Genomic DNA, 24,391 nt, shown 5'->3' on the forward strand with positions numbered 1-24,391 from the left:
CTCGGCCAGCTCCCCTCGTTCCTCCGCTCCGCGAGCCCCTTCCGCCCTCGCGAGGTTCACCGTGAAACATCTCTCCTCCTCGCGCTCCCTCCTCCTCGCGCTCGGCCTGCTGCTCGCGCCCGCCGCCCAGGCCATGGAGCCCGAGCAGGCTCCGGCCGCGCCTCCCGCCCCGCTGGATATCGCCGCCCTGCATCCCTGCGCTGTCGAGGGCGAGAAGAACAAGGAGTTGCTCCAGAAATACCAGGCCGCCTGCGCCTCGGAGTTCGGCAACGTGCCGCTCGTGCCGGCAGACCAGGTCCTCGCCTTCCTCGAGAAGCAGCCCAGGAAGTCGTGCGCGCTGGCCGCGAAGGCCAAGGAGGCCAAAGAGGCCAGGGAGGCCGCCCAGTCCGAGTGTCTCGGCAGGCTCGCCACCGCCACCCAGGCCAGCCGGGCCCTCCTCATCACCATTACCCGCACACCGACCACGTTCGTCGTCCACGGGCTCGTGGTGGACTCCCACGGCCAGCTCGTCAAACAGCTGACCACCCAGAAGACCAACAACGGCGACCTGCCCGAAACGCTCGTCCGCGCGGCCCTTTCCAATCTGCACAAGCAGCTCAAGCCCGCGCTCCCAGAGAACCCCCCCGCCACCAGGCCGCCGCCGTCCCCGACGCTCACGGAAGCTCCCCCGCCCTCCCCTCAGCCCTCCGAGCCCACTCCGGACACGGCCCCGCCCGAGTCCATTGCCAACGCCAAGCTCCCGCCCGCGACCGTCGAGGCGGGTCCGCTCGAGCCCATCGCCGTGCAGACCTCGAGCCGCGCGCCCTCCTGGAGGCGGCCCGCGGCCTATGCCTCCGCGGGCGTGGGCGTGGTGGCGCTCGGGCTCGCGGGCTTCTTCGCCCTCTCGAGCAACAGCGACGTGGCCAGATCCAACACGTTCTACAAGGACAACGCCTACCCGGCCTTCAACCAGCTCGATGAGATCGCCCAGCTCCGCGAGAGTGCCAGCACCAAGCGCACCCTCGCGGGCGTGAGTGCCGGCGTGGGCGCCGCGCTCATCGGCGCGGGCGCCTTCCTCTGGCTCCAGGACCGGCCGGCCTCTCACGCTCCGGGCGTCGCCGCGTTCTCGGTGGGGCCCCACGGCGTGAGCGTGCTCGGCTTCCTGCCCTGAAGCGCCGGTGCGCGTGCGCTACTCGTACTCGAAGCGCTTGACCACCCAGATGCCCACCTCCCGGGCCATCTCCACCGTCCCGGGCTCCTTGCTGCCCCAGAGCTTCGGGATGCCCGGCTTGCGCTCGATGTCTCCGCCGAGCGCGAAGCACACGGGGATGATTTCCCCACTCGGGAGCTTCGCGCGGTCCCAGTGCCCGAGGATGCGATTCCCACTCACCCAGAGCTGGCCGTACACCAACGTCCCCGGGGGCATGCTCCGGTAGCCTTCCGGCAACACGCTCACCACGGGACCGTCCCGGAAGGTCGAGACGTCGGATGCACCGCCTGGACGATTGACGTCGAGCACCAGGCCAAACTCGTCGCCCAGCGTCACGTGCAGCTTCTTCATGGCCGCGCGCGCCTCCTTCGGGCAATCCCGCTCCGGGGGACGCGCCGGAACCGAGGCACACGCGGAGAGGACCAGACCGGCGGCGGCGGCCGCGGCGCACCACTCCAGCCCCTGCGCCTTGTCCTTCACCGTGGGACCGGCATCCGCCTGTTCCTGCAACGGGGCACTGCGAGCCTTCTCTGTCTTCATGGGTGGACCATCCTTCGTGAGAGACACCAGCGAAGCAGCGCGAGACAGCGCCACTTCACGAGTGAACCACACGAGTCCCACAAGACAGGTGACGGCCAACAACCTCCACGCGACCCTCCTGGCCGGCCATCCGAGTCCACGCATCGGGACCGTGGAAGGGGCGGGCGTGAGGGACTCGGAGGGACGGGGGCGCTTGCGCAGAGCCCGTTGTCTCCTCTGCCTCTGCTTCAGCTCGTGTCGCTGTGCGGAGACGTGGATGAGCGCCATTTCGTGCCCGGGTGCAGCGGGGCCCAGGAACTCCGTCTCTTCCGTAGACCGCGAGTGGGTGGACGGGCCGTCATCCCACTCGAAGAGGAGGCCGTCCCACCGGGCATCCCCATCCGCCATCGCCGCCCGGAGGGCCTCGTACACCTCCTGCGCGCTGGCCCCTCGTTCCTCCGGCCTCTTCGACAACAGGCGCATGGTCAACGCGCTCACGGAACGCGGCACCCGTGGATTGAGCAGCTCCGGCGCGGTGGGCTCCACCTCCTCGATGCGCTCGTAGAGCAGGGGCAGAAGGAACTCGGGCGCGAAGGGATACTCGTCCGTCAACAGCCGGTAGAGCATGACGCCCAACGCGTAGAGCTCGTCCGAGATCGTGAAGCAATACCGGGCCTCGGCCGGGTCGTGGCCTTCCAGGAGGAAATGCACCGCCTGCGCGCTGCGGTAGTGCGCGGTGCCCGGCGGCAGCGGCGTCCCCGTGAGCGTGGAGGCCCCCTCGTGGACCCCCGCTCCGAAGTCCAACAGCACCGGCTGATCATCCGGCTCGCGAACGAGCACGTTCCCGCCCTTCACGTCTCGATGGAGCACCCCGGCTTCATGCACGGCGTGCAGAGCCTGGGCGAGCGCACGCACCTGACCGACTACCTCCCGCGCCGTCCCGTTGCGCGCGGCCGACCAATCGTAGAGGTCGAGACCCGGCACGTACTCCAGCACCAGATAGGGCACGCCCTGGTGCTCGCCCTGCCCGAGGCACCGCACCACCCGGGCATGCACGACCCGGCGTAGGATGTCCCCTTCCCGGAGCAATCTACGCCGCGCTTGGGGATCCCCGTCCCGCGTCCGGCCCATGGCCAGCTTCAGCACCACGAGCCCCGCCACGCCCCCGGCTGACACCGGCCGCGTGTCCTCGGCGAGGTACACCACTCCATAACCGCCCTGCCCCAACCGCCGCAGGATGCGCCACGGGCCCACGCTCATTCCCGGCTGCAACCAGCGCAGGAAGACCTCGTCGACAGGCCGTGTCTCCGCGCTCTCGAGCTGAGACGATGCCGGAGAGGATGCGCTCTCGTTCATCGGCGGCCGTCCCGCACCAGCCTCAACCCGCGGCCCGCCTCGCGGTCCCGTACTTCCAGCCGAAAAGCCTCCAGTTCCTCTTCGAGGGGCCACTCCAGGACGACCCAACCCGTCTCACCCGGCAGGAGCTGGGGCACGCGCATGTGGGCCACGAGCGTCACGGGTCCCGGCCCCAGCGATTCACTCGTCAGCCGCACCACCCGGGGCGCCCAGGGAGCCGCTCCCTCGGGATTGTGAAGCAGGAGGGTGACCACCCGCTGCTCACCCAATCGGTAGAACCAGGGTGGATTCGCTTCCACGCCCTCGGAGAAGACCGTGGCCTGGAGCCAGTTCCCGACGAGCTTCGTCCCCGGCTCCAACGCGCCCGACAGCAGCAGCTTCACGAAGTCCGAGGGCTCGCGCGGCTCCTCGGGCTCCGCCTGCTCGGGCTTCCGCGGCAGAGGCTCCCGCCCCCTCGCATCCGCCCCGCTCGCGTCCGACACGAGCGCCAGCACCGCCCGCAACTCCTCCGGCTCCCGGGGCTCCGCCCACGCCTCCACCGCCACCCCCATCGCCAACACCGGCACCCACCTCAGAAGCGCTGCGAACACGTGACCTACCTCCCCGGTCACTCCATGCTAGCAGTCTTCTGCCGTCAGGTCAGCGCACGTTCCTCGGGCGCTCGGGAACACAGGCGGAACAACGTGGGAGGCGAGCTACCCTCACCCCGACCCTCTCCCGGAGGGCGAGGGAGTGTGGTTACTCGCCGAGGTACGCCTTGCGGATCTCCGGGCTCTCCAACAGCGCCTTGCCCGGTCCCGCCATCACCACCTCGCCCGTCTCCAGCACGTAGCCGTAATGGGCGAAGTTCAACGCCAGGTGCGCGTTCTGCTCCACCAGCAGGATGCTCACCCCCGCCGCGTTCACCTCCCGCAGATTCCGGAAGATCGTCTCCGTCACCTGCGGCGCCAGCCCCAGCGAGGGCTCGTCCAGGAGCAGCAGCTTCGGCCGGCTCAGCAGCGCGCGGGCAATCGCCAGCATCTGCTGCTCGCCTCCCGACAGCGTCCCCGCCTGCTGCTTGCGCCGGTCCTTCAGCCGCGGAAACAGCGTGTAGCTCTTCTCCAGGTCCGCCGCGATTCCCGCCGCGTCGTCCCGCAGGTACGCGCCCAGCTCCAGGTTCTCCAGCACCGTCAGGTTGGGGAAGATGCCCCGGCCCTCGGGCGCGTGCGCCATGCCCCGCGGCACCAGCGTGTGCGCCTTGGCCCCCGTCGTGTCCTCGCCCCCGAAGGTAATCCGCCCGCCCACCGGCTTGAGCATCCCGCTCACCGCCCGCAGCGTGCTCGTCTTCCCCGCGCCGTTGGCTCCAATGAGCGCCACCACCTCGCCCTTGCCCACCTTCAGCGTCACGCCCCGGAGCGCCTGGATGGCCCCGTAGGACACCTTCACCCCGTCCACCGTCAGCAGCGGAGGGAACTCCTGGCGCTCGCCCAGCCACTTCACCTGCGCCTCGCTCACGCCGCGCCTCCGTGCGACTCCAGGTAGCTGTCACCCAGGTACGCCTCAATCACCTTGCGGTCATTGCGCACCTCGGCCGGCGCTCCCCGGGCAATCATCTCGCCGTGGTCGAGCACCGTGATTCTCTCGCAGATGCCCATCACCAGCTTCATGTCGTGCTCGATGACGAGGATGCCCAGGTTGAAGTCGTCCCGGAGCTTGCGGATGAGCACCATCAGGTCCGCCTTCTCGCGCGTGTTCATGCCCGCCGCCGGCTCGTCCAGCAGCAGCACCTTGGGCCGCGTGCCCAGCGCGCGGGCGATCTCCAACCGCCGCTGCTCGCCGTAGGGCAGGTTGCGCGCCTCCTCGTCACGCCGGTGCGCCAGCCCCATCACCTCCAGCAGGCGCTCGGCCTGCGCCGTCAGGTCGCGCTCCTCGGCCTGGAAGCCCGGGGTGAGCAGCAGCGCGCGCCACCAGTCGGCGTAGTTGCTCATCGCGCCGCGCAGCTTCGCGCCCAGGCCCACGCCCCCGGACTCGAAGGCCTGCGCCCGGCACGCCACCTTCACGTTGTCCAGCGCCGTCAGGGCGCGGAACAGGCGGATGTTCTGGAAGGTGCGCGCCAGCCCCAGGTGGTTGATCTGGTGCGGCAGCCGCCCGTTCACCCGCAGCCCGGCCACGCGCACCTCGCCCTGGGTGGGCTGGTACACGCCGGTGAGCACGTTGAACGCGGTCGTCTTCCCCGCGCCGTTGGGGCCGATGAGCCCCTGCAGGTCTCCCTTGTGGATGGCGAGGTTGAAGTCCGAGAGCGCCTTGAGGCCCCCGAACTGGATGCTCACCCCCACCGCCTCGAGCAGCGGGGGGCTGGCCAGCCCTTCAATCGATTGGGGGGAGCCGCTCATCACATTCCCTTCCGGCGGCGGGGAATCCACCGCGGGATGACTTCCCAGAGCTCCCGCGTACCGAACAGCCCCTGCGGGCGCGAGAGCATCAGCACCACCAGCAGCAGGCCGTACACGGGCATGCGAATCTGGTCCACCTGCTGCGCCAGGCTGCCCCCACCGCCGAACTCGGTGAAGAGCGAGCGCAGGGCCTCGGGCAGCAGCGTGAGGAACACCGCCGCCACGATGGCGCCCGTCGTCGAGCCCAGCCCGCCCAGCACCACCATCACGACAATCTCCATCGACTTCACGAAGGTGAAGGAGCCCGGGTTGATGATGGGGACGAAGTGGGCGAACAGGCCGCCGGCCACGCCCGCGAAGAAGGAGGAGATGACGAAGGCGCGCACCTTGTAGCCGGTGGTGTTGACGCCCATGGCCTCGGCGGCCACCTCGTCCTCGCGGATGGCCCACAGGCTGCGGCCGTGGCTGGAGCCGGCGATGCGCCGCGCCACCAGCACCACGAGGAACACCCAGAAGCCCACCATGGCCACCGACGACGTCTGCGGAATGCCGCTCAGGCCCAGCGCCCGCCCGAAGGCCTCGGTGTTCGTCACCGCCACGCGGATGATTTCGCCAAAGCCCAGCGTCACGATGGCCAGGTAGTCGCCCCGCAGCCGCAGGCTCGGCAGGCCCACCAGGAAGCCCGCGAGCGCCGCGCAGATGCCGCCCACCAGCAGCGCCACCAGGAGGAAGACCTGGTCACTCACCGCCACGGGCAGGAACGAGAGGGCCACGTCCTTGAGCGCCAGCGACGTGACGCCCGCGAGGTAGGCCCCCACCGCCATGAAGCCCGCATGGCCGATGGAGAACTGGCCCGTCATCCCGTTCACGATGTTGAGGCTCACCGCGAGGATGATGTTCACCCCCATGATGGACAGGAGGTAGACGGCGAAGGGCGAGTCGCTCAGCAGCCACTCCACCAGGAGCAGCACCGGCAGGGCGACCAGCACGGGGAGGATGCCCTTGAGCCCCGCGGGCACCCGGGACGAGGACTTGTCGGAGGCAGAGGACACGGCGGCGGCGGTTTCCATGCGCGGCGTCAGACCTTCTCCGCCGCGACCCGGCCGAAGAGGCCTCCGGGCCGGACGAGCAGCACGAGGATGAGGAAGCCGAAGGCCACCGCGTCACGCCAGGTGCTCGCGCCGTAGCCCACCACGAACTCCTCCACCAGCCCCAGCAAGAGGCCCCCCACCATGGCGCCCGGCACGTTGCCGATGCCCCCGATGACCGCCGCCACGAAGGCCTTCAGGCCCACGTACAGCCCCATCAGCGGGCTCACCGAGGTGTCCTTGATGGCGTACAGCAGGCCCGCTCCCGCGGCCAGCGCGCTGCCAATCATGAACGTGACGGAGATGACCCGGTCGGTGGGGATGCCCATCAGCGCCGCGACCCGGTGGTCGAAGGACACCGCCCGCATCGCCCGCCCGAAACGCGTGCCGTACACGAGGTACTGCAGCCCCACCATCAGCCCCACCGCCACCAGCAGCGAGATGATCTGCCAGTTCCACAGCACCACGTCGGGGAACTCGGGGTCGCCCAGGGCGAACCACTGCGCGGGCTTGATGATTTGGGGGAAGGCGCGCGGCGCCGAGCCCGGCAAAAAGCCGATGTCCAGCTGGAAGCCGTAGGAGAGCGCGAACGAGATGCCAATGGCGGTGATGAGCGCGGTGAGCCGGGGCTTGTCGCGCAGCGGCCGGTAGGCGAAGCGCTCGATGAGGAAGCCCAGGAGGGCACACCCGCCCATGGCCACCAGGAAGATGACCGCCACGCCCCACAGCGAGCTCTGCGCCTGACGCCCCAGCGCGAACGCCGTGGCGTAGCCCATGTACACGCCGACCATCATCACGTCGCCATGGGCGAAGTTGATGAGCTTGAGCACGCCGTACACCATCGTGTAGCCGAGCGCGACGAGCGCGTAGATGGTGCCGGCGGCGATGCCGTTGATGAGATGCTGGAGGAGCTGGGCCATTAAGGATTGATGGTGGTGACGAACTGCGTCTTGCCGTCGCCAATCTTGAGGACCACCGCGGACTTCACCGCGTTGCGGTTCTTGTCCAGCGAGATGGTGCCGGCCACGCCCGGGAAGTCCTTCGTCTGGGCGATGGCATCCCGGATGGCCGGGCCGCTCAGGTCCGGGGCCTTCTTGAGGGCGGCGATGGCCACCTTCGCCGCGTCGTAGCCGAGCGCCGCCAGGGCATCCGGCGTGCCTTTGTAGGCCGCCCTGTAGTCGGCGATGAACTTCTGCACGCGGGGATCCGGGTTGTCCGGCGAGTAGTGGTTGGAGAAGTAGCTGCCATCCAGCGAGTTGCCGGCGAGCTCGAAGAGCTTCTCCGAGTCCCACCCGTCACCGCCCATCAGCGGCACCGTCAGGCCCAGCTCGCGCGCCTGGCGGGCGATGATGCCCACGTCGTTGTAGTAGCCCGGCACGTAGATGGCCTGCGGCTTCTTCTCCTTCATGTCGGTGAACTGTCCGCGGAAGTTCGTGTCGCCCTGCGAGTAGGTCTGCTTGGCGACGATCGTCCCGCCCATCTCCGCGAACTTCTTCTCGAACACCTCGGTGAGGCCGATGGAGTAGGCGCTCTTGTTGTCCTGGAGGATGGCCACCCGGTCGGCCTTCAGGTTCTCGCGGGCGAACTTCGCCATCACGTAGCCCTGGAACGGATCGATGAAGCAGACGCGGAAGATGTAGTCGCCCTTCTCCGTGACGGCGGGGTTGGTGGAGGAGGGGGTAATCATCGTCACGCCGGCCGCCTGGGCCTTCTCCGCCATGGCCAGGGAGTTGGACGAGGCCACCTCGCCGAGGATGAGCACCACCTTGTCCTGGGTGATGAGGCGCGTGGTGGACTGGGCGGCCTCCTCGGGCTTGCTCTGGTCGTCGTAGACGCGCACGTCGAGCTTCTTGCCCTTCACCCCACCCTCGGCGTTGGCCTCCTTGATGGCCAGCTCGATGCCGTTGCGCGTGGAGACGCCGAAGGTCGCCTGGGCGCCGGTGAGGCTGCCCACCTCGCCGAGCAGAATGGTGTCACCGGAAGCCCCCCCGCCCGAGACCGGCTGGCCCATCTGGCCCCCCTCGGGGGCAGTCGGAGTCTTCTTCTTGCAGCCGGCCGCGAACAGCGCGAGCGCGACGAGCAGCATCGGAGCGAAACGGCGCATGCGGGGCATCTCCTGGACCGGGGCGACTGAAAAGCCCCGGTTTTCTATGGGGACCCGGAAGGGGGGTCAAGCTCGCAACACCTCGGCTGGTTGCCCCCCCGGCGTTTTTCCACCCCGAGTCCCAGCGCGTCACGAGCCCCCTCCCCCGAGGGGCCACCGGGCCGCCGAGCCTTCCCTGCCCTTCCCTCCCGGGAACGCCCGGGGGCCCCCACCTTTCGGGAAGAAGAACATCCATCAGGAGGCGGACATGTATCAGCGCGGAGACCTCAAGGAAGGCATGACGGTCCGCAGCGTCGACGGCCACAAGCTGGGCAAGGTGTACGCCGTGGGCGAGACGGAATTCCACATCGAGAAGGGCCTCTTCTTCCCCAAGGACTACTCGGTCCGGTACGCGGAAGTCAGCGACATCCGCAACGGGGAGATCATCCTGGCCCACGGCAAGGAGAGCCTGCGGGCGTTCTCCGACGAGGTGCCCTATCAGTCCGGCCCCATCGCCCAGCGCGAGGGCATCGGCACCCGCCCCGTCACCCGCGCCGACGCCACCACGGACGCGGCCTGGTTCAACGCGGGCGAGGGCACCCACCTCCCCATCGGCTCGCGGCCCGAGGACCTGCGCACGGATGACCTGGGCAACCAGGAGATCGGCTCGTTCAACACCGAGGGCGCCCGGGCCAGCCCCATCCTCACCGAGGAGGACCGCGAGCGGGGCGTGGGGGACATCGGCATGCCCATCCCCCCCCAGGTGGTGGAGCGGCCCGTGATGCACGCCGGCCCCATGGACACGACGGTGGGGACGCCGCTGCGCGCCGAGGAGGAGTCGGCCCGCGCTCGCACGATGACGGACGAGGACGTGCCCGTCGTCCATGACGAGCTCTACGACGACCCGCGCCGCCTGGAGCACCTGGGCTCCAAGTCCGACGGGGAGACCGTGCGCAAGCTGAACCTCGGCGGCGAGGACGACCCGGAGAACAAGCGCGGCTTCTAACGGCCCGACCGGTCCGGCGCGGCGGGACGCAGCCGCGTCGGCTCGGAGGACGTGCCCGCCGGTGCCCCCGGGGACAGGTGCACCCGCTCCAGGCGCTCGAAGCCCCGCAGGCGCTCGGGGAAGTGCACCGACACCAGCCGGCCCACCTCCCCCTCGCGCGCCGCGGGACACACCTCCCCCAGCGCCTCCGCCAGCTGCAGCGCGCTGGCGTAGCGGTTCTCCGGCTTCTTCTCGAGCGCCACCTCCAGCACCTCCCACAGCGCCCGCGGAAGGCTGTCCGGCCGGCGCGGCGTGTCGTCGCAGATGGCGTGCATCGACGCCAGCTCGTCCCCCTTGTCGAAGGCCCGCTCGCCCGTGAGCGCCTCGTAGAGGATGAGCCCCATGGCGAACAGGTCGCTGCGCGCGTCCAGCCGGTTGCCCCTCGCCTGCTCCGGAGACATGTAGAGCGGCTTGCCCTTCACGATGCCCGGCAGCGTCACCGTGCGCTGCGCCCGCGCCTTGGCCACGCCGAAGTCCAGCACCTTCACCCGCCCGTCGAAGCCCACCATCAGGTTGTTGGGCGACAGGTCACGGTGCACCAGGTTCAACGGCACGCCGTCCTCGCCCCGCGCCAGGTGCGCCGCGTGCAACCCGTGCAGCGCCTGCACCACCACCGCCACCGTCACCGCCGCCGAGGGCCGCGTCGTCCTCAGCAACCGGTCGAAGTCCACCCCGCGCACCAGCTCCATCACCAGGTAGTACGCGCCCTGGGACTCGCCGAAGTCGTGGAAGGTGACGAGGTTGGGGTGGCTCAGCCGCAGGCCAATGCGCGCCTCGTCCAGGAACTGCTTCACCATGTCCGGGTCCGAGGCCATGTGGGGCAGAATCCGCTTGAGCGCCACCAGCCGCCCGAGCCCCTCGGGGCCTCGCGTGCGCGCCACCAGCACCTGCGCCATGCCCCCCGTCCCCAGCGGCGTCACCAGCTCGTAGCGGCCGATGCGGCCCCTGGGGCCCGTGAGCGGATCCTCCTCGGGCGCCAGGTCGTCCAGCCGTTCGAGGACGCTCCGCCCATCCGTCAACGACAGGAAGGCCAGCACCGCGTTGTCGAGCTGGTCTCCAATGGCGTCCACGAGCTTCATCACCAGCTCGCCGCCGTCCTCGAAGCGCCCCTCCACCACCAGCCCCAGCGTGCCCAGCTCCAGCTTGCCGAGCGCCAGCGGGGAGCAGAAGAGCATCCGCCCATCGCTCAGGCGGCGGGCGCCCTTCCAGGCCGAGGCCTCGAAGACGTCCACGCCCAACTGGCCCAGCACCCGGGTGAGCACGGGACGCGCGGTGCCCTTGAGGCAGACGAAGCCCGCCGAGGCATGCACCAGCCGCGCGCATTGGGTGAGGAAGACATCCACCGCCGCGTCGAGGCACAGGCCCCGCTCCAAGCAGTCCTCGAGGATGTCATCGGCCATCCGCACCACGGCGTTCAAGCCGCGAAGGAAGGCGACTTCGGCTTCGAGCGAGCGGAATTCCACGGGGCGCATTGAACACCGGGAAGGCGGGCCCCGGGAAGAGGCCCGCCCCGGCGCTCGGCCCGGCTCAGGAGCCCGACTTGGACTGGTCGGCGTAGAGCGCGTCCGCGATGCGGTAGGCGCTCGTCTCCAGCTGCTGGTAGGCCTCGCGGATGGCGGCCGGGTCCGAGCCGCGCAGCAGCTCCTTGAGCTTGTCCACGTCGGCCTTGATTTCCTCGCGCTCCTTCTCCTGGAGCACGTTGCCGTACTCCTCGAGGCTCTTCTCGGTGGTGTAGATGAGCGAGTCGGCGTTGTTGCGCAGCTCGGCCAGCTCCTTCTTCACCTTGTCGTGGGACTGGTTGGCCTGGGCGTCGGAAATCATCGTCTGGATTTCCGCCTCGGACAGGCCGGAGTTGCCCACCACGCGCACCTGCTGGACCTTGCCGGTGCCCAGGTCCTTGGCGCTCACGTGCACGATGCCGTTGGCGTCGATGTCGAAGGACACTTCAATCTGCGGCACGCCGCGGGGCGCGGGAGGAATGCCGACGAGCTCGAAGCGCGCGAGCGTCTTGTTGTCCGTGGCCATCTCGCGCTCGCCCTGGAGCACGTGCACGGACACCAGCGGCTGGTTGTCCACGGCGGTGGAGAACACCTGGCCCTTCTTGCAGGGGATGGTGGTGTTCTTGTCGATGATTTTGGTGAACACGCCGCCGGCCGTCTCGACGCCGAGCGACAGCGGCGTCACGTCCAGCAGGAGGACGTCCTTCACCTCGCCCTTGAGCACGCCGCCCTGGATGGCCGCGCCCACGGCGACGACCTCGTCCGGGTTGATGCCCTTGTGCGGCTCCCTGCCGAAGAACTCCTTCACCTTCTGCTGCACCGCCGGCATGCGCGTCATGCCGCCCACCAGCAGCACCTGCTGCACCTGGGCCGCGGTGACGCCCGCGTCCTTGAGCGCGACGCGGCACGGCTCGATGGAGCGCTCGACCAGGTCGGCCACCAGGGCCTCGAAGGTGCTGCGCTCCACCGTCTCGGTGAGGTGCTTGGGGCCCGTGGCGTCCGCGGTGATGAAGGGGAGGTTGACCTCCGTCTCCGTGGCGCTGGACAGCTCGTGCTTGGCGCGCTCGGCCGCTTCCTTCAGGCGCTGCAGCGCCATGCGGTCCTTGCGCAGATCCAGGCCGTTGTTCTGCTCGGCGAAGCGCTTGGCCAGGAAGTCGATGAGGCGCTGGTCGAAGTCCTCACCCCCGAGGAAGGTGTCGCCGTTGGTGCTCTTCACCTCGAAGACGCCGGAGCTGAGCTCGAGGATGGAGATATCGAACGTGCCACCGCCGAGGTCGTACACGGCGATGCGCTCGGAGGTGGTATTGCCGACCTTGTCCAGGCCGTAGGCGAGCGCGGCGGCCGTGGGCTCGTTGATGATGCGCAGCACGTTGAGGCCGGCGATGCGGCCCGCGTCCTTGGTGGCCTGGCGCTGGCTGTCGTTGAAGTAGGCGGGGACGGTGATGACGGCCTCGGTGACGGGCTCGCCGAGGTAGTCCTCCGCCGTCTGCTTCATCTTCATCAGCACGATGGCGCTGACTTCCGGCGGGCTGTAGCCCTTGCCGCGGATCTCCACCCAGGCGTCGCCGTTGGGGCTGGGGGCCACCCGGAAGGGACTCACGCTGATGGCCTTCTTGGCCTCGGGCGAGTCGAACTTGCGGCCGATGAGCCGCTTGACGGCGAACACCGTGTTCTCCGGATTGGTGATGGCCTGCCGTTTGGCAATCTGGCCCACCAGGCGCTCCCCGGACTCGGTGAAGCCCACCATGGACGGCGTGGTGCGGCTGCCCTCGCTGTTGGGGATGACGACGGGCTCACCGCCCTCCATGACGGCGACGCACGAGTTCGTCGTCCCGAGATCGATTCCAATCACCTTGCCCATGACGTCCTACTGGCTCCCCGCGGGAGAGGTACCGGTCTGTTCGGCGGTGGTCCCCCCCGTGGGTCCACCCTCCGGCGTTGAAGTTGAAACGGCTTCAGGCGCGGGCGGCTGCACCGCCGGCGCACGCGCCACCACGACCAGCGCGGGGCGCATGAGGCGCTCGTGCAGCGTATAGCCGCGCACGGCCTCGTAGAGGACATGGCCCGCGGGCACCGCGGCGCTCTCCACCTGCTGCATGGCCTCGTGAAGGCGTGGGTCGAACGGCAGGCCGGCGGCGGAGAAGACCTTCACGCCGTGCTTGCCGAAGGCGGTGTCGAAGAGCTTGCGCGTCATCTCCACGCCGGTGCGCAGGCTGTCGAAGTCGGTGGACTTCTGGGCGGCCTCCAGGGCGCGGTCCAGGTTGTCCACCACCGGGAGGAAGTCCTTGAGCAGGCGCTCGGAGCCGAACTTCTGGACCTCCTCCTTCTCCTTCTGGGCGCGCTTCTTGTAGTTCTCCAGGTCGGCCGTGGCCCGCAGGGCGCGCTCGTGGCTCTCCTTGAGGCGCTCCATCGTCTCGCGGCTCTTGGTCTGGCTGAACTCGAGCTGCCCGCGCGCCTCCTCCAGCTCGGTGCGCAGTTGCTCCAGCTCGCGGCGCGACAGGTCCAGCTGCTGACGCATCTCGCCGAGGTCGCGGTGGGACTCGTGCAGGGCGGCGCGCAGCTCACTGGTGCCCAGGGCGTCGGCGTCGGCCTCGGCCTCGGCCTGCTGGAAGACGGAGGCGGGGACGTCCACGTCCAGCGTCACGCCGCCCTCGGGCATTTCCACCTCCAGCGTCCGCACGGCCTCATGCACGGCCACGGCCTCGACCTCGGCGGCCTCGGCCTCGACGGCCTCGACCTCGGCGGCCTCGGCCTCGGCCTCGGGAGGAGGCGTCCGGGCGCGCTCGACGCTCTTCAGCGCCGCGTCGATGACGTCCTGGGAGATATCCGTATGGAAGCTGCTCTTCTCGTCACGGTTCGAGCCGGCCACGGACGCACTATGTCATGGGGCGGGGGCTGATCCAACGCCCGGAGCGGCCGCATTCGGGCCGCCCCTATGCTCCCCGTGGAGGTTTGCAGAGCAGATGGACGGCCTTCAGGACGCCGGACGGGCGGGCTTCTTGCGGCCGATGGACTTCGAGGCCCCCGTCTTCTTGGCGGCGGCCTTCTTGGCGGGCGCCTTGCTGGCCGTCTTCTTGCGGCCGATGGACTTGGTGCCCGCCTTGGCGGTCGGCTTCTTCTGGCGGGGCGCGGCCTCGGAGGCCGGGGCGGCGGGAGGGGGAGTGGGGGCCTGACGGGGCTGCTCACCGGGGGTGGGGCCGGGCATGCCCTCGTTCATCCCGTCGAAGGTCTTCTGGATGGTGTCCTCCACCTGGCGCGCGGTCGCCTCGATGCGCTCCGCGGCCTGCTTGCCGGTGGCCACCGCCCAGGTGCGCAGGTTCTCCAGGCCCTCCTTCACCTTGGCCTGCTTGGCGGGATCCTTCACCTCCACCAGGAGCTTCTGCGCCTCGGTCTTGAGCGCCTCGCTCGAGCGCTTGAGCTCCTCACCGGTGCGCTTGATGACGTCCATCAGTTGCTTGTCCCATTTCTCGGCCATCGGTCTCTCTCTCCCTCACGGACAGTGCGCGCCGCCAGCGCGGCGGGACAACGGCTATAGTGGGCTCCAGCAGCCCGTCCGGCGAGCGCAGGCCCGTCCCATCAGACTGCACCCTCGCCCGGCGCGCAAAGCAATCTTCACCCACGGAGAAACGGATGAAAGCGGTTCTGATTGCGGTGGCCACCCTGCTGGCCGTCCCCGCCCTGGCCCAGGGTGGTTCGGATGTGCAGCCCTCCACGTTCGGCCGGCCCAGCAACCCGGGCTACCCGCCCAACGGCAACCCCGGCACCACCGGCTACCCGCCGCCGCCCAATGGCAACCCGGGCACCACCGGCTACCCGCCGCCCAATGGCAACCCGGGCACTCCGGGCTACCCGCCGGCCGTGCAGGGCACCCCGGTGGTGGTGGACCGGGAGACGCTGATGCAGCAGCTGGCCAACATCAACGACAAGCTCGCCCAGGCCTCGGTCCGCGCGAAGAAGGACAAGCAGCAGCAGAAGCAGATCGAGGACGCGCGCACGGAGCTCAAGGATGTGGCCCGGCTGGTGACGAACGCCCCCCTGGCGCAGCAGCAGCAGCCCCAGCGTCCCCCGCCGCCGCAGTCTCCGCCGCCGCAGCCCCAGGTGCAGCCCATCACCGAGGCCATGCTGCGCCAGCTGGTGACGGCCGTGCGCAACGAGCCCTTCGCGGATGATCAGCTCAACGTGCTCGCGGACGCGTCCTCCAGCCAGTACTTCCTGGTGTCCCAGACGCAGCAGCTGCTGTCGATCTTCAGCTTCTCCAAGGACCGGCTGAAGGCGGTGCGCCTGGTGCGCCCGCACCTGCTGGACCCGGAGAACGGCTTCAAGCTCTACGAGTCGTTCGAGTACTCCAAGGACAAGGAAGAGCTCAAGCGCATCCTGGCCACGCAGACGCCGTAGGCCGTGGCACGCTTCTGTGCCGGCCAGCGGACAGGCTAGAATCCAGGCCCCCCGTGGGACCCCCGGGGTCCCGCTTCCGGAGCCCGAGAGCCATGCCGTTCGCCCGCCTGATGGGGACGCTCGCCGTCCTCACCCTTCTCGGTGCCTGCACCGGGTCCCCGCCGTCCGAGCACGACCCCGTCCAGCTGCCCGACCTGGAGCAGCTGGACGCCACCGAGGGCGCGCCCTTCGAGGTGAGCTTCTCCGCCACCGGGGGCGCTCCACCGCTGAAGTACTCGCTGGAGAAACTGCCACCCGGTTGCACCTTCTACATGAACGACGGCCTGCTGAAGGGGCCGGCGACGGTGCAGAGCCAGTACACCTTCACGGTGCAGGTGCGGGACGCCGAGGGCGACACGGACACGCGGACGTACAAGCTGCTCGTCCACCCGCCTCCGAGCATCACCACCCTCGCGCTGCCCGCCGCCACGGCGGGTGAGGCGTACTCCTTCCAACTCGAGGCCAGTGACGGCCAGGGGCCCATGCGCTGGACGCTCGCGAGCGGGACGCTGCCCGCGGGCCTCACCGTGGCCGAGAGCGGACTGATTTCGGGCGTGCCCCAGGCGTCCGGCTCCTACGCCCCCACCGTGCGCGTGCAGGACGTGCATGGCGCGCAGGCCTCGAAGCTGCTCGGCCTGGAGGTGCGCGCGGGGACGACGGGCGGGGGCACGAGCCTCGCCTTCAGCGCCGCCAACTGGAACCTCGACTGGTTCGGCGACGCGAGCAACGGCCCCACGGATGATGCCCTGCAGCTCGAGAACGTGAAGCAGGTCATCAACAACGTGGGCGCGGACTTCTGGGGCCTCGAGGAGCTGGTGGACGCCACGGAGTTCGAGGCGCTCAAGCAGCAGACCGGCCTCGCGGGCTTCATGGCCAACGACTCCGGCGTCACCTCGGGCTCGTCCTACTACTCGGCCGGCGAGCAGAAGGTGGGCATCCTCTACCGGCCGGACGTCGTCAGCGTGCGCGGCAAGCAGCTCATCCTCACCTCGAGCAACTACGACTTCGGCACGCGGCCGCCGCTGCGCGTGGACCTCACCGTCACCCGCAACGGGGCGAGCGTGGACCTGGTGGCCATCGTGCTGCACATGAAGGCGCAGACCTCGTCCACCGACACGTCGTCCTACGACCGGCGCTACAACGCGGGCCTGGCCCTCAAGAACTACCTGGACACGCAGCTGGCCACCACGCCCTTCATCGTGCTCGGCGACTGGAACGACGACGTGGACGTGTCCATCCTCAAGGACGCCTCGAGCTCGAGCGGCGCCTACCTGCCCACGCCGTACCAGAACTTCCTGGACGACACGGCCGACTACACCTTCGTCACCCGGCCGCTGTCGCTCGCCAACGTGCGCAGCACGGTGAGCAACTCCCAGTTCATCGACCACCAGCTCGTCAGCAACGAGCTGATGGCGAGCTACGTGAGCAGTTCGGCCCAGGCGGTACGGCCCGACGCGTACATCTCCTCGTACAAGACCACCACCACGGACCATTACCCGGTGTTCAGCCGCTTCTCGTTCGCGGTGAGCGCGCCGTAGGGCTCGCCGACCCGGAGACCGTGCGTGCGGCCGAGCGCTCCCTGAGATGAGCCGCCGCGTGTGCCTACCTTCCCCAAGGCGCCCCCGCACCGCCGGACGATGACGCCGGCGCTCGGGGCGGGAGGGAGGCGAGATGGCGAACGGAATCGGCCGGAAGGCGTCGGAGCTGAAGCAGCGAGGCGACCGCCTCGGCACGAGGGCCCTGCACAACCCCTGGACGGAGCGGCTGGCCCGCCTGGGCTACCTGGCCAAGGGCGTGGTGTACGCGGTGGTCGGGGTGCTCGCGCTCCAGGTGGCCTTCGGCGCGGGCGGGAAGACGACGGACAGCAAGGGCGCGCTGGCCGCGCTCGCCCAGGAGGGCTGGGGCAAGGCGCTGCTCGCCGTGGTGGCGGTGGGCATGGTGGGCTACGTCCTCTGGCGCGTCATCCAGGCGTGGATGGATCCGGACGGCAAGGGCACCGGGGCCAAGGGGCTCGTCGTGCGCGCGGGCTACCTCGTGAGCGCCGCCATCTACAGCGCCCTCGCGGTGGCGGCCTTCCGGCTGGTGCTGGGCACCGGGGGCGTGGGCGCCCACGGGGACCCGAGCGCCCAGTCCTGGACGGCCCGGCTGATGTCGAAGCCCTTCGGCCAGGCCCTCGTCGCGGTGGTGGGACTCGTCATCGCCGGACTGGGCGTCTGGGAAATCCTCAAGGCCTGGAAGGAGAAGTTCCGCGCCAAGCTCCGGCTGGAAGGGCTGCCACGCGCCGAGTGGGCCCTGCGCATCTGCAAGCTGGGCATCCTCGCGCGTGGGGCGGTGTTCGTGCTGATCGGCGCGTTCCTCGTGCAGGCGGCGCTCACCGCCAATCCCCGCAAGGCCCATGGGCTGGACGGGGCGCTGCGGGCGCTCGCGGCGCAGCCCTACGGCACGGTGCTGCTGGCGCTGGCGGCCGCGGGCCTCGTGGCCTACGCCGTCTACATGGCCATCGAGGCCCGGTACCGGCGCTTCCTCGGTGCCTAGCGTTCTCCGGGTGGGCGGCGTATGAGTCCCGGCCGCGCCCCCATGCTCCGCTCCCGCCTCTATCTCCTCGCCGCCGCCGCGCTCTGGTCCACGGCCGGCGCCGCCGTGAAGCTCTCCACCCTGTCCGGCTGGCAGATTGCCTCCGGCCGCTCGCTCGTCGCGGCCCTGGTGCTCGCGCTCGCCCTGCCCGCCGGCCGCCGGCTCCCGTCCGCGCGCGGGCTCGCGGCGTCGGTGGCCTATGCCGCCACGGTGGTGCTCTTCATCAGCGCCAACAAGCTCACCACCTCCGCCAACGCCATCTTCCTGCAGGACACCGCGCCCCTCTACGTGCTGCTGCTGTCCCCGCTGCTGCTGCGCGAGCGCATCTCGCGCAGTGAGCTGGCCGCGGTGCCCGTGTTCCTGCTCGGCTTGAGCCTCTTCTTCCTGGATCAGCTCGCCCCGGGGCAGCTCCTGGGGAACGCGGTGGCGCTGGGCTCGGGCGTCGCCTTCGCCTTCTGCATCCTCGGTCTGCGCGCGGTGGGCGACGAGGGCTCGGCGGTGCTCGTATGGGGCAACCTCATCGCCGGCCTCGGCGTCCTGCTGCCCGCGCTCGGCGGCCCCCGGCCCACCGCGCTGGACCTCGGACTCATCGTCTTCCTGGGCGTGTTCCAGCTCGGGCTCGCCTATGCCCTCTTCCAGCGCGGCCTGCGCGAGACGCCCGCGGTGGAGGCCTCACTGCTCATCCTGCTCGAGCCGGTGCTCAACCCCGTGTGGACCTTCCTCTTCGCCGGGGAGCGGCCCGGGACGTGGGCGCTGGTGGGCGGCACCATCATCCTGCTGGCCACCGCGTGGCGCACCCTGCAGGGCGCCGGAGGCGGCAGCGCGTCACCCCCGGAGGAGACTCCGGCTCGCGGTTGATGGTTCCCGGGTTGCCTCGGGCACTTTCCACTCCTCACCGGTGAGCAGTGAAAACCCTCAACGGCACTTTCCGCTTCTCACCGGTGAGAAGTGAAAACCCGCGCCGGGCCCACATTCCGCTTCTCACCGGTGAGAAGTGAAAACCCTCAACGGCACTTTCCGCTCCTCACCGGTGAGCAGTGAAAACCCTCAACGGCACTTTCCACTCCTCACCGGTGAGCAGTGAAAACCCTCGGCGGCACTTTCCGCTTCTCACCGGTGAGAAGTGAAAACCCTCAAAGGGCGCAGTGGTCCCACAGTTTTGCGCCCGGACGGTAGAAAGGCTCACCCCGCGACGCGCTTCGCATCATCCGCCCGGGGAATCCCCAGGCGCCGCGCGAGCTCCGCCTCGAGCCGCTTCGGGTCGATGGGCCTCTCGCGGTGCCCCACGTACCCGTCCGGACGGACCAGGTAGAAGCACTCCGCTCCGGCGCCGAAGCGGCGATGCACCGTGCCCTCCTCATCGGCCAGCACGAAGGCAGCCGGCATCCCCTCCCCGGCCACCACCACGCGCGCCTTCAGCAGCGGCCCATACGCCGCCTCGAGCCGCCGCGCGAGCGCCACCAGCCCACTCCGCACCCCCGCCTCGGGCGCCAGTCCGGTGAAGAGCAGCAGCGTGTGCTGGGGGCCTCTCAACACCTCGTGCAGGCGCGTCACGCCCTCGCCCTTCACCGGCAGCTCCGGCACCCTGTCCCCCGGCGCGGGACCCTCGTCCATCCGCACGCCGCCCACCTCCTCGCCCCAGAGGCGCTCGGTGGACAGCGGACTGTCCGGGTAGTGGATGGCGAGCTGCGAGACGAAGCGAGCCATCTGGCGCTGCGCGAGGTTGCTGCCGAACAGGCCTCGCGCGACGCGCGGCACCACGTACGCCCGCAGCATCCGCGAGGCGAGCCCTCCCCGCGCCATCAAGCCGAAGAGCCGGTCCGTCCCCTCCAGCAGCTTCTGCCCCACCGGGTGGCGCTCCTGCTCGTAGGTGTCGAGCAGCGACTCGGGCGCGTGCCCCCGGGTGACGAGCGCCAGCTTCCACGCGAGGTTGTAGGCGTCCTGGATGCCGGTGTTCATCCCCTGCCCGCCCGCGGGGCTGTGGATGTGCGCGGCGTCCCCGGCGAGGAACACCCGGCCCTGGCGGTATTGCGGCACGCCCCGGCGGTGCAGCCGGTAGCGCGAGAGCCAGCGCGGCTCGCTCGCGCGCAGCGGCACCGGCGCCATCCGGTCCAACAGCCCCTGGAACTCCTCCAGCGTGAGGGGCGCCATGTCGTCGCCCGGCGGGAGTGCGTCCCTCGGCATGATGCAGATGAGCCGGAAGCGCCGCTCCCCCGGCATGGGGAAGGCCGCCACCACGCCGTGCATACCCGGCATGATGCACACCGCGCCCGCTTCCATCGTCCCGTCCACGCGCACGTCCGCCAGCACGCACGCGTCGTCGTACGTCTCGCCCTCGAAGGGGATGCCGGCCACCTTGCGCACCCGGCTGCGTGCACCGTCGCACCCGAGCAGCCAGCGTGCCGACACCCGCTCCACCCGGCCGTCCGCGTGCTTCAGCGTGGCCTCCACCCCGCTCGCCTCCTGCCGGTAGTCCTCCAGCGCCACGCCCCGCTCCACCGTCACGCCGAAGGTGCCCAGGTGCCCGGTGAGCAGCTCCTCGGTGGCGTCCTGCGGCAGCATGAGCATGTAGGGGAAGCGCGTCTCCAGCCACGCGAAGGACTGCATGGGAATGCGCGCGTGCACGCCCCCAGCGCCGATGACATGGAAGGACTCGGTCCTGCGCCCCCGGGCGACGGCCGCGTCGGCGATGCCGAAGTCGTCGAAGAGCTCGAGCGTGCGCGCCTGCACCACCAGTGCTCGCGACAGCGGCGAGGGCTTCTCCAGCTGCTCCACCAGGCGGCAGCGCAGGCCCCGCCGCGCCAGCTCCGAGGCCATCGTCAGGCCCGTGGGCCCCGCTCCCACCACCAGTGCGTCCAACATGGGCTCCCCCTGTGCCGGTACTTCACCGTCCGTGCGAGCCACGCTGGCACAGGAGGGTCGGTGCCGCCAGCGCGCTCAGCCCAGGTCCACGCCGTGCCCCGCCCGCACGTGGCCGATGTCCACCCGCCCGTCCTTCATCGTCAGGCCGCCGCGGAACGAGTGCTCGCGGATGAAGAGGTGCGTGTCCAGGTCCGCGTAGTCGAAGCCACCCAACCCCGCGGCGAAGTGCGCCGCGCTGCTCATGGCCAGCGTGCTCTCCACCATGCCGCCCATCATCAGCTCCATGCCGTGCGCGCGCGCCAGGTTCCACATGGCCAGCGACTCCACCACGCCGCTCTTCATCAGCTTGAGGTTGATGCCGTGCGCCCCGCCCTCGCGCGCCAGGCGCACCACGTCCTGCACCGTGCGCGCCGACTCGTCCGCGCAGACGGGCACCCGCGACGAGCGCGTCAGCTCCGCCATGCCCTCCCAGTCCTCGCGAGGCACGGGCTGCTCGAAGAGCGCCAGGGGGATGTTCTCCGCCTCCAGCCCCGCGAGGAAGGTGCGCGCCCGCGCCACCGTGTAGCCCCCGTTGGCGTCGGCGAAGAGCCGCGCGTGGGGCGCCTCGCGGCGGATGGCCACCATGCGCCGCACGTCCTCCTCCGCCGAGCGCGCCCCCACCTTCACCTTGAGCGTGCGGATGCCTCGCGCAACGATAGCCCGCGCCGAGGAGGCCGCATGCGCCTCGTCACCGGCCGTCACCGTCATGTCGATGTCCAGCCCCGTGCCCGCTCCGCCGAAGAAGGCGAACAGCGGCATCCGGTAGTGCCGGCCCAGCGCATCCAACAGCGCCAGCTCGATGCCGCAGCGCGCGGAGGGCGCTTTCGGAAGGGCCTCGCCGAGCCACGTGCCCATGGGCCGCCAGCCGCGCGCGTCCCGTCCCAGCATGGCCTGGCGCACGGAGCCGAGCGCCTCGAGCGTGCTGGCCTGCGTCTCGCCGGACACCGCCGTGAGGGGCGCCGACTCACCCAGGCCCACCGTGCCGTCCGCCAGCGTCAGGCGCACCAGCACGTTGTTGGCCATGTCCGGGGCACCCGTGGCGATGGCGAAGGGCTCGGTGAGGGCCAGGTCCAGCGGCTCGAAGCTCAGTTCGGTGATGAGGGTCGGGAGCATGGGTTTCCAGAGGGGGGCTCAGCGTAGCAGCCGCTCGAAGGTGATGACCTTCAAGGCCACGAGGGTGGATACCACGGAGCCCAGCGTGAAGAACGCCGCGAGCAACAGCGCGCTCAGCAGGGGGCTCGGCACCGCGAGCGCGACGAAGAAGCAGACGAGGATGGTGGGGCCGATGAGCAGCCCGTTGATGTTGTTGGACGTGCGGAAGTCGCGCGCGAGCAGGCTCACGAGCAGCGCGGTGGTGGTGGAGTACGTCAGCGCCGTGAGCAGCACCGCGAGCAGCGCCAGCACGTAACCGGGCGAGCCGATGCCCAGCCCGAGGATGAGCGCCGCGTCGAGGGAGAAGAGCACCAGCGTGACGGCCGCGGCCAGCGAGAGCAGGGCCAGCAGCTTGGCGAGCAGAATCTGTCCCACGCGCACCGGCAGCGCCACCAGCAGCTCGAGCGTGCGCGACTCGCGCTCGGTGATGAGGGTGTAGCTGGCCGTCACCGAGGGCACGATGAGCCCGCCGAGCGCGATGAAGGGCACCAGCATGGCCCGCATCATCGCCACCGGGTCCTCCGCGAGCTCCCTCAGTCCTCGGGGCAGCACCATGCCGGGCGGCAGGTTCACCGGCGGCCGCGCCCCCCCGGCCTTCAGCCCGAGCATCTGCAACCCCGGGACGAGGACGAGCAGGATGATGGGCAGCAGCAGTGCCGTCACCATGGCCCCGCGGCTGCGCAGCAACTGGCGCCACTCCTTGCCGAAGAGGATGCGCACCTCACGTCCGAGCATCGTCCGCCCCCACGGCTTGCAGGAAGAGGTCCTCGAGGCTCGGCATGACGACGCGGCACTCGTACACCTCGAGCCCCTCGGCGAGCAGCCCGCGCAGCAGTCCGGGCGCCTCGGCCGCCGCGTCCGCCACGTGCACGCGCACCGCGTCCTCCTCGCGCACGGGCGCATGGCCCCGGGCGGAGAGGGCCGCCATCAACCGCTCGGGGCCTCCGGCGGCGCGCAGCACGAGCGCCGGTTGAATCCTCTGGCGCAGCGTGGCGATGCGCTCGTGCAGCAGCACCCGGCCCTGGCGCAGGATGATGGCGCTCTCGCACAGGGCCTCGGCCTCGGCGAGGTTGTGCGTGCACAGCAGCACCGTGCGGCCCGGCATCACCTGGCGCAGGAAGGTGTGCACCTCGCGCGTGGCCACCGGATCCAACCCCACCGTGGGCTCGTCCAGCAGCAGCACCTCCGGCGAGGACACGAGCGCGGCCGCCATGGACAGCCGGCGCTGCATGCCCCCGGACAGTTCCGCCATCCTCCGCGTCCGGAAGGGCCCCAGCCCGAAGGCCTCCACCACCTCGGGGATGTCTCCGCGGCCGTACAGGTCGCGCACCAACTGGAGGTAGTCGTCCACCGTCAAATCCCGGTACATGCCCGGCGACTGGGGGACGATGCCCACGCGCCGCTTGGCCAGGAGGAAGTCTCCGTCCTCGACGCCCAGCCCGAAGAGGCTCACCCGCCCGGACGAGGGCCGCAGCGCGCCGGTGAGCAGGCGGATGAGGGTCGTCTTCCCCGCGCCATTGGGGCCGAGCAGGCACGCCCGCTCGCCCGGCTGAATCCGGAAGCTCACCTGATCGAGCGCCCGCACGCCCCCGGGGTACACCTTGGTGACCGCGGAGACCTCCAGGGGCATGTGGACGTTTTGCGCCAGGCGACCGACCTCCCACTCGCGTGGCGGACATACCACGCGGGCCCGGCCTTGCATCCCGCCATGCGCATGGGCAAGAGCACTCGAGGAGCTTTCCGCGCGTCATGAATCCCTCCCCCTGGCCCGCGCCGTCCCCGGGAGCCCGGCGCCTCAAGGGCACGCCCGCCGCCCCCGCCGAGACGCCTCCCGCCTCAAAGGCCGAGGAGGACACCGGGTCCCGCGCGCCGGAGACGCCCCTGTGCTGCGCGCGCTGCGGCCACGTCATCACCCACGAGAAGCACCGCACCACCGTCAACGGCCGCCACGTCCATACCCGCGTCAACCCGCACGGCTACGTCTTCCACTTCGGCTGCTTCTCCCGCGCCGAGGGCTGTCTCGTGCTCGGCCCGCGCACCGCCGAGGCGAGCTGGTTCCCCGGCTTCGTCTGGGAAGTCGCCCTGTGCGCCGCCTGCAAGACGCACCTGGGCTGGGCCTTCCACGGCGAGAGTGACTTCCTCGGCCTGGTGCTGGACCGGCTCGCCGCCCCGAGCTGAG

Annotated in this window: 22 protein-coding genes; 7 read left to right on the forward strand and 15 right to left on the reverse strand. The window is 70.3% G+C overall.

The window, feature by feature from the left end; all coding sequences use genetic code 11:
- Nucleotides 1–61: 61 nt before the first annotated feature.
- On the forward strand, nucleotides 62–1,150 hold the full coding sequence (locus tag ACJ8AN_RS30565; RefSeq protein ID WP_407759051.1) for a hypothetical protein: 1,089 nt from the start codon (nucleotides 62–64) through the stop codon (nucleotides 1,148–1,150).
- An 18-nt stretch (nucleotides 1,151–1,168) separates the two neighbouring features.
- On the opposite strand, the gene ACJ8AN_RS30570 is transcribed toward ACJ8AN_RS30565, so the two are convergent.
- The 7 genes from ACJ8AN_RS30570 to ACJ8AN_RS30600 form a co-directional block, all read right to left on the reverse strand.
- Nucleotides 1,169–3,064 (reverse strand): serine/threonine-protein kinase, encoded by a 1,896-nt coding sequence (locus tag ACJ8AN_RS30570; RefSeq protein ID WP_407759052.1) that lies wholly within the window; start codon nucleotides 3,062–3,064, stop codon nucleotides 1,169–1,171.
- Nucleotides 3,061–3,654, reverse strand: coding sequence for a DUF2381 family protein (locus ACJ8AN_RS30575; RefSeq protein WP_407759053.1), 594 nt, complete (start codon nucleotides 3,652–3,654; stop codon nucleotides 3,061–3,063). Before ACJ8AN_RS30575 ends, ACJ8AN_RS30570 begins: the two co-directional genes overlap by 4 nt.
- 148 nt (nucleotides 3,655–3,802) lie before the next feature.
- Nucleotides 3,803–4,558: an ABC transporter ATP-binding protein gene (locus ACJ8AN_RS30580; RefSeq protein ID WP_407759054.1), complete on the reverse strand. Its 756-nt coding sequence runs from the start codon at nucleotides 4,556–4,558 to the stop codon at nucleotides 3,803–3,805.
- A complete protein-coding gene (locus tag ACJ8AN_RS30585) occupies nucleotides 4,555–5,436 on the reverse strand; it encodes an ABC transporter ATP-binding protein (protein WP_407759055.1) in 882 nt (293 codons plus the stop codon). The genes ACJ8AN_RS30580 and ACJ8AN_RS30585 overlap by 4 nt, the downstream gene beginning before the upstream one ends.
- Nucleotides 5,436–6,506, reverse strand: coding sequence for a branched-chain amino acid ABC transporter permease (locus ACJ8AN_RS30590; protein ID WP_407759056.1), 1,071 nt, complete (start codon nucleotides 6,504–6,506; stop codon nucleotides 5,436–5,438). Before ACJ8AN_RS30590 ends, ACJ8AN_RS30585 begins: the two co-directional genes overlap by 1 nt.
- Before the next feature lie 8 nt (nucleotides 6,507–6,514).
- Nucleotides 6,515–7,444, reverse strand: coding sequence for a branched-chain amino acid ABC transporter permease (locus tag ACJ8AN_RS30595; protein ID WP_407759057.1), 930 nt, complete (start codon nucleotides 7,442–7,444; stop codon nucleotides 6,515–6,517).
- Nucleotides 7,444–8,628, reverse strand: a complete 1,185-nt coding sequence (locus ACJ8AN_RS30600; RefSeq protein WP_407759058.1) for an ABC transporter substrate-binding protein — start codon at nucleotides 8,626–8,628, stop codon at nucleotides 7,444–7,446. Before ACJ8AN_RS30600 ends, ACJ8AN_RS30595 begins: the two co-directional genes overlap by 1 nt.
- A gap of 247 nt (nucleotides 8,629–8,875) precedes the next feature.
- Between ACJ8AN_RS30600 and ACJ8AN_RS30605 the strand changes: the two genes are divergently transcribed.
- Nucleotides 8,876–9,613, forward strand: coding sequence for a hypothetical protein (locus tag ACJ8AN_RS30605; protein WP_407759059.1), 738 nt, complete (start codon nucleotides 8,876–8,878; stop codon nucleotides 9,611–9,613).
- Here the strand turns inward: ACJ8AN_RS30605 and ACJ8AN_RS30610 are convergent.
- The 4 genes from ACJ8AN_RS30610 to ACJ8AN_RS30625 form a co-directional block, all read right to left on the reverse strand.
- A complete protein-coding gene (locus ACJ8AN_RS30610) occupies nucleotides 9,610–11,124 on the reverse strand; it encodes a serine/threonine-protein kinase (protein WP_407759060.1) in 1,515 nt (504 codons plus the stop codon). The genes ACJ8AN_RS30605 and ACJ8AN_RS30610 overlap by 4 nt on opposite strands.
- Nucleotides 11,125–11,179: 55 nt before the next feature.
- Entirely contained in the window at nucleotides 11,180–13,012 is a 1,833-nt protein-coding gene (dnaK, locus tag ACJ8AN_RS30615) for a molecular chaperone DnaK (protein ID WP_407759061.1), read from the reverse strand.
- Between the two features lie 6 nt (nucleotides 13,013–13,018).
- Nucleotides 13,019–14,020 (reverse strand): nucleotide exchange factor GrpE, encoded by a 1,002-nt coding sequence (grpE, locus tag ACJ8AN_RS30620; protein WP_407759062.1) that lies wholly within the window; start codon nucleotides 14,018–14,020, stop codon nucleotides 13,019–13,021.
- 105 nt (nucleotides 14,021–14,125) lie between these two features.
- Entirely contained in the window at nucleotides 14,126–14,626 is a 501-nt protein-coding gene (locus ACJ8AN_RS30625; protein ID WP_407759063.1) for a transcriptional regulator, read from the reverse strand.
- 155 nt (nucleotides 14,627–14,781) lie between these two features.
- Between ACJ8AN_RS30625 and ACJ8AN_RS30630 the strand changes: the two genes are divergently transcribed.
- The 4 genes from ACJ8AN_RS30630 (at nucleotide 14,782) to ACJ8AN_RS30645 (ending at nucleotide 19,017) form a co-directional block, all read left to right on the forward strand.
- The gene (locus ACJ8AN_RS30630; RefSeq protein WP_407759064.1) at nucleotides 14,782–15,546 is read left to right on the forward strand and encodes a DUF4476 domain-containing protein; all 765 of its coding nucleotides are present in this window, start codon (nucleotides 14,782–14,784) and stop codon (nucleotides 15,544–15,546) included.
- 92 nt (nucleotides 15,547–15,638) lie between these two features.
- Nucleotides 15,639–17,123: a putative Ig domain-containing protein gene (locus ACJ8AN_RS30635; protein WP_407759065.1), complete on the forward strand. Its 1,485-nt coding sequence runs from the start codon at nucleotides 15,639–15,641 to the stop codon at nucleotides 17,121–17,123.
- 133 nt (nucleotides 17,124–17,256) lie between these two features.
- Nucleotides 17,257–18,120 carry a DUF1206 domain-containing protein gene (locus ACJ8AN_RS30640; RefSeq protein ID WP_407759066.1) on the forward strand — a complete coding sequence of 288 codons (864 nt, stop codon included), beginning with the start codon at nucleotides 17,257–17,259 and terminating at the stop codon, nucleotides 18,118–18,120.
- A 42-nt stretch (nucleotides 18,121–18,162) separates the two neighbouring features.
- Nucleotides 18,163–19,017: a DMT family transporter gene (locus tag ACJ8AN_RS30645; protein ID WP_407759067.1), complete on the forward strand. Its 855-nt coding sequence runs from the start codon at nucleotides 18,163–18,165 to the stop codon at nucleotides 19,015–19,017.
- Nucleotides 19,018–19,341: 324 nt separating this feature from the next.
- Here the strand turns inward: ACJ8AN_RS30645 and ACJ8AN_RS30650 are convergent, their stop codons facing one another.
- The 4 genes from ACJ8AN_RS30650 to ACJ8AN_RS30665 all read right to left on the reverse strand — a co-directional run bounded on the left by ACJ8AN_RS30650 (nucleotide 19,342) and on the right by ACJ8AN_RS30665 (nucleotide 23,842).
- Nucleotides 19,342–21,021, reverse strand: coding sequence for an FAD-dependent monooxygenase (locus tag ACJ8AN_RS30650; protein WP_407759068.1), 1,680 nt, complete (start codon nucleotides 21,019–21,021; stop codon nucleotides 19,342–19,344).
- 75 nt (nucleotides 21,022–21,096) lie between these two features.
- Nucleotides 21,097–22,173: a dipeptide epimerase gene (locus ACJ8AN_RS30655; RefSeq protein WP_407759069.1), complete on the reverse strand. Its 1,077-nt coding sequence runs from the start codon at nucleotides 22,171–22,173 to the stop codon at nucleotides 21,097–21,099.
- Between the two features lie 18 nt (nucleotides 22,174–22,191).
- The gene (locus tag ACJ8AN_RS30660) at nucleotides 22,192–22,947 is read right to left on the reverse strand and encodes an ABC transporter permease (RefSeq protein ID WP_407759070.1); all 756 of its coding nucleotides are present in this window, start codon (nucleotides 22,945–22,947) and stop codon (nucleotides 22,192–22,194) included.
- Entirely contained in the window at nucleotides 22,934–23,842 is a 909-nt protein-coding gene (locus ACJ8AN_RS30665) for an ATP-binding cassette domain-containing protein (RefSeq protein WP_407759071.1), read from the reverse strand. The genes ACJ8AN_RS30660 and ACJ8AN_RS30665 overlap by 14 nt, the downstream gene beginning before the upstream one ends.
- 119 nt (nucleotides 23,843–23,961) lie before the next feature.
- Between ACJ8AN_RS30665 and ACJ8AN_RS30670 the strand changes: the two genes are divergently transcribed.
- Nucleotides 23,962–24,390 (forward strand): cereblon family protein, encoded by a 429-nt coding sequence (locus ACJ8AN_RS30670; protein ID WP_407759072.1) that lies wholly within the window; start codon nucleotides 23,962–23,964, stop codon nucleotides 24,388–24,390.
- Nucleotide 24,391: the final 1 nt, after the last annotated feature.

Origin of the sequence: Archangium sp., assembly GCF_045802675.1 — a bacterium.
Classification (GTDB): Bacteria; Myxococcota; Myxococcia; order Myxococcales; family Myxococcaceae; genus Archangium.

What these genes read in the sequence shown, in the direction of transcription:
- ACJ8AN_RS30570 (WP_407759052.1), bottom strand. Translation starts at nt 3,064, where the DNA reads ATGAACGAGAGCGCATCCTCTCCGGCATCGTCTCAGCTCGAGAGCGCG.
- ACJ8AN_RS30585 (WP_407759055.1), bottom strand. Translation starts at nt 5,436, where the DNA reads ATGAGCGGCTCCCCCCAATCGATTGAAGGGCTGGCCAGCCCCCCGCTG.
- ACJ8AN_RS30590 (WP_407759056.1), bottom strand. Translation starts at nt 6,506, where the DNA reads ATGGAAACCGCCGCCGCCGTGTCCTCTGCCTCCGACAAGTCCTCGTCC.
- ACJ8AN_RS30595 (WP_407759057.1), bottom strand. Translation starts at nt 7,444, where the DNA reads ATGGCCCAGCTCCTCCAGCATCTCATCAACGGCATCGCCGCCGGCACC.
- ACJ8AN_RS30600 (WP_407759058.1), bottom strand. Translation starts at nt 8,628, where the DNA reads ATGCGCCGTTTCGCTCCGATGCTGCTCGTCGCGCTCGCGCTGTTCGCG.
- ACJ8AN_RS30605 (WP_407759059.1), top strand. Translation starts at nt 8,876, where the DNA reads ATGTATCAGCGCGGAGACCTCAAGGAAGGCATGACGGTCCGCAGCGTC.
- ACJ8AN_RS30610 (WP_407759060.1), bottom strand. Translation starts at nt 11,124, where the DNA reads ATGCGCCCCGTGGAATTCCGCTCGCTCGAAGCCGAAGTCGCCTTCCTT.
- dnaK (WP_407759061.1), bottom strand. Translation starts at nt 13,012, where the DNA reads ATGGGCAAGGTGATTGGAATCGATCTCGGGACGACGAACTCGTGCGTC.
- ACJ8AN_RS30625 (WP_407759063.1), bottom strand. Translation starts at nt 14,626, where the DNA reads ATGGCCGAGAAATGGGACAAGCAACTGATGGACGTCATCAAGCGCACC.
- ACJ8AN_RS30630 (WP_407759064.1), top strand. Translation starts at nt 14,782, where the DNA reads ATGAAAGCGGTTCTGATTGCGGTGGCCACCCTGCTGGCCGTCCCCGCC.
- ACJ8AN_RS30635 (WP_407759065.1), top strand. Translation starts at nt 15,639, where the DNA reads ATGCCGTTCGCCCGCCTGATGGGGACGCTCGCCGTCCTCACCCTTCTC.
- ACJ8AN_RS30640 (WP_407759066.1), top strand. Translation starts at nt 17,257, where the DNA reads ATGGCGAACGGAATCGGCCGGAAGGCGTCGGAGCTGAAGCAGCGAGGC.
- ACJ8AN_RS30645 (WP_407759067.1), top strand. Translation starts at nt 18,163, where the DNA reads ATGCTCCGCTCCCGCCTCTATCTCCTCGCCGCCGCCGCGCTCTGGTCC.
- ACJ8AN_RS30650 (WP_407759068.1), bottom strand. Translation starts at nt 21,021, where the DNA reads ATGTTGGACGCACTGGTGGTGGGAGCGGGGCCCACGGGCCTGACGATG.
- ACJ8AN_RS30655 (WP_407759069.1), bottom strand. Translation starts at nt 22,173, where the DNA reads ATGCTCCCGACCCTCATCACCGAACTGAGCTTCGAGCCGCTGGACCTG.
- ACJ8AN_RS30660 (WP_407759070.1), bottom strand. Translation starts at nt 22,947, where the DNA reads ATGCTCGGACGTGAGGTGCGCATCCTCTTCGGCAAGGAGTGGCGCCAG.
- ACJ8AN_RS30665 (WP_407759071.1), bottom strand. Translation starts at nt 23,842, where the DNA reads ATGCCCCTGGAGGTCTCCGCGGTCACCAAGGTGTACCCCGGGGGCGTG.
- ACJ8AN_RS30670 (WP_407759072.1), top strand. Translation starts at nt 23,962, where the DNA reads ATGAATCCCTCCCCCTGGCCCGCGCCGTCCCCGGGAGCCCGGCGCCTC.